At 63.5% G+C, this 3,435-nt stretch carries 5 protein-coding genes; 3 read left to right on the top strand and 2 right to left on the bottom strand.

Features of this window, described 5'->3' with window-relative positions:
• Positions 1-73: 73 nt before the first annotated feature.
• Together PV766_RS23965 and PV766_RS23960 are read right to left on the bottom strand one after the other, a co-directional pair.
• Positions 74-958: a dihydrodipicolinate synthase family protein gene (locus PV766_RS23965; protein ID WP_421098114.1), complete on the bottom strand. Its 885-nt coding sequence runs from the start codon at positions 956-958 to the stop codon at positions 74-76.
• Between the two features lie 26 nt (positions 959-984).
• Entirely contained in the window at positions 985-1,773 is a 789-nt protein-coding gene (locus tag PV766_RS23960) for an aldolase (protein ID WP_421098113.1), read from the bottom strand.
• A gap of 151 nt (positions 1,774-1,924) precedes the next feature.
• On the opposite strand from PV766_RS23960, the gene PV766_RS23955 reads away from it, so the two are divergent.
• From PV766_RS23955 to PV766_RS23945, 3 genes are all read left to right on the top strand, one after another.
• Positions 1,925-2,533, top strand: coding sequence for a helix-turn-helix domain-containing protein (locus PV766_RS23955; protein WP_421098112.1), 609 nt, complete (start codon positions 1,925-1,927; stop codon positions 2,531-2,533).
• A gap of 58 nt (positions 2,534-2,591) precedes the next feature.
• On the top strand, positions 2,592-2,843 hold the full coding sequence (locus PV766_RS23950) for a hypothetical protein (RefSeq protein ID WP_421098111.1): 252 nt from the start codon (positions 2,592-2,594) through the stop codon (positions 2,841-2,843).
• 335 nt (positions 2,844-3,178) lie between these two features.
• The coding region (locus tag PV766_RS23945; RefSeq protein WP_421098110.1) for a transposase at positions 3,179-3,435 on the top strand (257 nt) is incomplete at its 3' end.

Raw genomic sequence — 3,435 nt, 5'->3', positions numbered from 1 at the left:
TGGCGCAACAAGCACGCCGAGGATCAACAGCTACGGGAGATCGTCGACGGGGCAAACGTTGCGTGATGCGGCACTAGCAGGTGTCGATGAGTCGCTTCAACTCGGTGGCTCCGGGTTCGTCGAGCGGCAACAGGGGTCGGCGCGGATCCCCGGCTTCGATTCCGATGCTGCGCAGACCGGATTTGATCGTGGCGGGCAGGCCGCGGCCGACGATCATCTCGAGGAATGGGTGAAGCCTGTCGAAGATGTCGGCTGCGGTGTCTGTTCGTCCTGCTGTGATTGCGCGGTGGAAGTCGACGACCTGGTGGGGGACGAGACACGGTGCGGCGGTGCACCATCCGGTGGCTCCGGTTTGGAATGCTTTCAGCGCGAGGGGGTTGCTCCCGTTGAAGAATGCAAGTGTGTTGCCGCTGAGCTGGTTGAGGCGCTGCATCCGGGTGATGTCACCGGAGGATTCTTTGACCATCGTGATGTTGTCGACTTCGCTGACGAGTTCGAACAGGAACTCCGGGGACATGTCGATGCCGGTCGTCGCGGGATTGTTGTAGACCATGACCGGGATGCCGATGGATTCTGCGAGCGTGGTGAAGTGCTGTCGCAGCTCGTCCTCGGTCAGGCGCCAGTACGAGATGGGCAGGGCCATCACCGCTGTGGCGCCGAGCCGTTCGGCGATCTGTGCGCGGCGTACGGTTCCGGCGGTGGTCAGGTCGGAGACCCCCACCACGGTGGGAACCCGCCCAGCGGTGTGCCGGATGGATTCGGCCGCGACGGTGGCCCATTCGTTGTGGTCGAGGTAGGCGCTTTCCCCAGTGCTGCCCAGCGGGGCGATCGCATCGACACCGGCGTCGATCATGCGGTCGAGCAGCAGATGGAGGATGTCGATGCTGATCTTGTCGGGGTTGTGGCTGTCGAACGGGGTGACGGGATAGGCAACGATTCCGTGGATGGTGGTCACAATGTTCTCCAAGAGGATGGGGGCGCGGGTCAGGATGTGGTGATCGCGTCGGGATGGGAGCGGAGCGCTTTGCGGGCGTAATACTGGAAGTTGGCGTCGCTGCGCCGCGGGGTCAGGGTCCAATCATGGGCTTCCTGGGCCAGCGTGGGAGGAAGCGGTTTGATCTCGCCGGCGGCCATCGCCAGAAGCTGGAGTCGCGCGGCGCGTTCGATCAGGTGGGCCAGTGAGCACGCTTCTTCGATGGTGGCGCCGACGACGAGCTGGCCGTGATGTGCCAGGAGGATGGCGTGTTTGTCCCCGAGTGCGGCCGAGATGATCTCTCCTTCTTCGTTGCCGACGGGCACGCCGGGCCAGTCCGGCAGGAACGCACAGTCGTCGTACAGGGGAGTGACGTCCATCTGTGAGACCTGTAGGGGGATCTCGAGCATCGACAATGCCGCCGCGTGCAGCGGATGGGTGTGGACGATGCAGTTCACGTCGGGGCGGGCGCGGTAGATCCAGCTGTGGAAACGGTTGGCGGGGTTCGGCATTCCGCTGCCTTCGAGAACTCGCAGGTCCTCGTCGACGAGCAGTAGGTTGCTGTCGGTGATCTCGTCGAAGCCGAGGCCGAGCTGTTGTGTCAGGAACGTGCCGGGTTCTTCACCGCGTGCCGAGATCTGGCCGGCAAGACCGGAGTCGTGGCCGGCGTCGAAGAGGGAGCGGCAGGTCAGTGCGATCTTCTGGCGATCCGTCCATTCGGTCTTGGTGAGCTTGGTGTTCATGTCCTTCTGGGCCGAGGTCATCAGTTCGGTTTTCCCGAGGTTCATGGTGGTGGCCATCTCGAGCTCCTTCCGTAGAGGTGAGGGGAGGACACAACGATGACTATAGGACACATTGTGTCCTAACTGTCAACATTGTGTACTCCGCGATACGATGAGCGAGGGCGGCGATCGGCACGCCCGTACGACCGAGGAAAGGTGGGTGCACCCAATGGCGGCGTTGTTGCGCGCACACAGGCGACGCGCAGGACTCACGCTCGATGCCTTGGCCGAGCAAACCGGCCTGACCAAGAGTTACCTCTCGAAGGTCGAGCGAGGAATCCGCACACCGTCGATCGCGGTCGCGCTGAAAATCGCGGGTGCATTGGACGCGGACGTCAGCCAGCTGTTCTCCGGCAACCCCGACGACACCGTGGTCACCATCGAACGTCGCAGCCAACGCGCCCGGATCGACGGCACCAGCGGGCGCGCGGTATACGACCCCGTCGCCACCCGGATGGTCGGCAAAGCCATGCAGCCGTTCGTGGTTCACCCGACGGTCCACCCCGACACCGCTTATATGGAGCATCCGGGGGAGGAATTCATCTACGTCACATCGGGTGCGGTCGAAGTGACCCTGGCCGAGCAGGTGATCCAGCTCGACGAAGGCGACAGCCTCTACTTCGACGCAAACACACCACACCGGGTGAGATCGGTGTCACCCGATCGGGCCGTTCTCGTCGTCGTCGTCCATGACGGCAACACGCGAAACCCTCCCCACGACGGGGACTTCAGTGCCGCACGCCATTGCGGACCGACGACAGTCACATCCGAGACGTAGGGGCCATCCCCTCACGCCGGGGCACGCCAATCCGTTGACGAGAAAGAAACCTCCCGGTGTGGTGTCGAAACTGCCGTTCCAAGTTGTACAGGTGCAGACCGACAGCGGCCAGGAGTTCGGCCCGGCTTTCCACTGGTACCTGCTCAGCAAAGGCATCGGACATGTGAAGAGCCGGCCCCGAACGCCCCGCCTGAACGGGAAAGCATCGAACGCTCCCACCATCGACTCCGACGAGTTCTCTCGCCTGCTCGAAGGGGCGGTCATCGACGACGCCAACCTGTTCGCCGAGCGCCTCCGCCACCCCCCGTGATCAGCGGCGGCGGTCCTCCCATGTGGATGGCAGGACGAACTTGGTGCCCATCAGATCGAACGCCGCGACGCTGTCCCGGCGATGAAGATTCGCGTTCACGGGCGTGCAGCGCTGCGATGGCCTGTGCGAGTTCATTGCCGGGCATCGCATCGGCTGCGTCCCCGATGGCCTGCTTCGCTGCGGCCACGCTAATACTGCAACGACAGTTTCGGGTTCGAAGATCGGCGACCTGGCGAGACGCTGCCGGTCTGATTGACGCTACCCCTATATCCCCTATGGGCTATAAGAGCATGTCTCTTATGGCCCAGATCTTATGTGCGGCATAATGCACCATCGTGGTTGATGCGTTGTCTTTACGGCTGGTGCCGGATGCGTTGTGGGAGATCGTCGAACCGCTACTACCTGGCTTCTCGCCGCGACCGCAGGGCGGCGGCCGGGCAGCGATCGATGATCGGGCCGTGTTCACCGCTATCGTCTACGTGCTCACCAGCGGGTGCGCGTGGCGGCACCTGCCACCGTCGTTCGGGGTCAGCGTTCCGACCGCACACCGCCGCTTCACGACCTGGGTTCGGGCCGGGGTGTTCGACGAACT

Source organism: Rhodococcus sp. As11, assembly GCF_048957735.1.
In the GTDB taxonomy this organism is placed as follows: domain Bacteria; phylum Actinomycetota; class Actinomycetes; order Mycobacteriales; family Mycobacteriaceae; genus Rhodococcus; species Rhodococcus gordoniae.
This window is presented reverse-complemented; position numbering and strand designations above follow the sequence as displayed.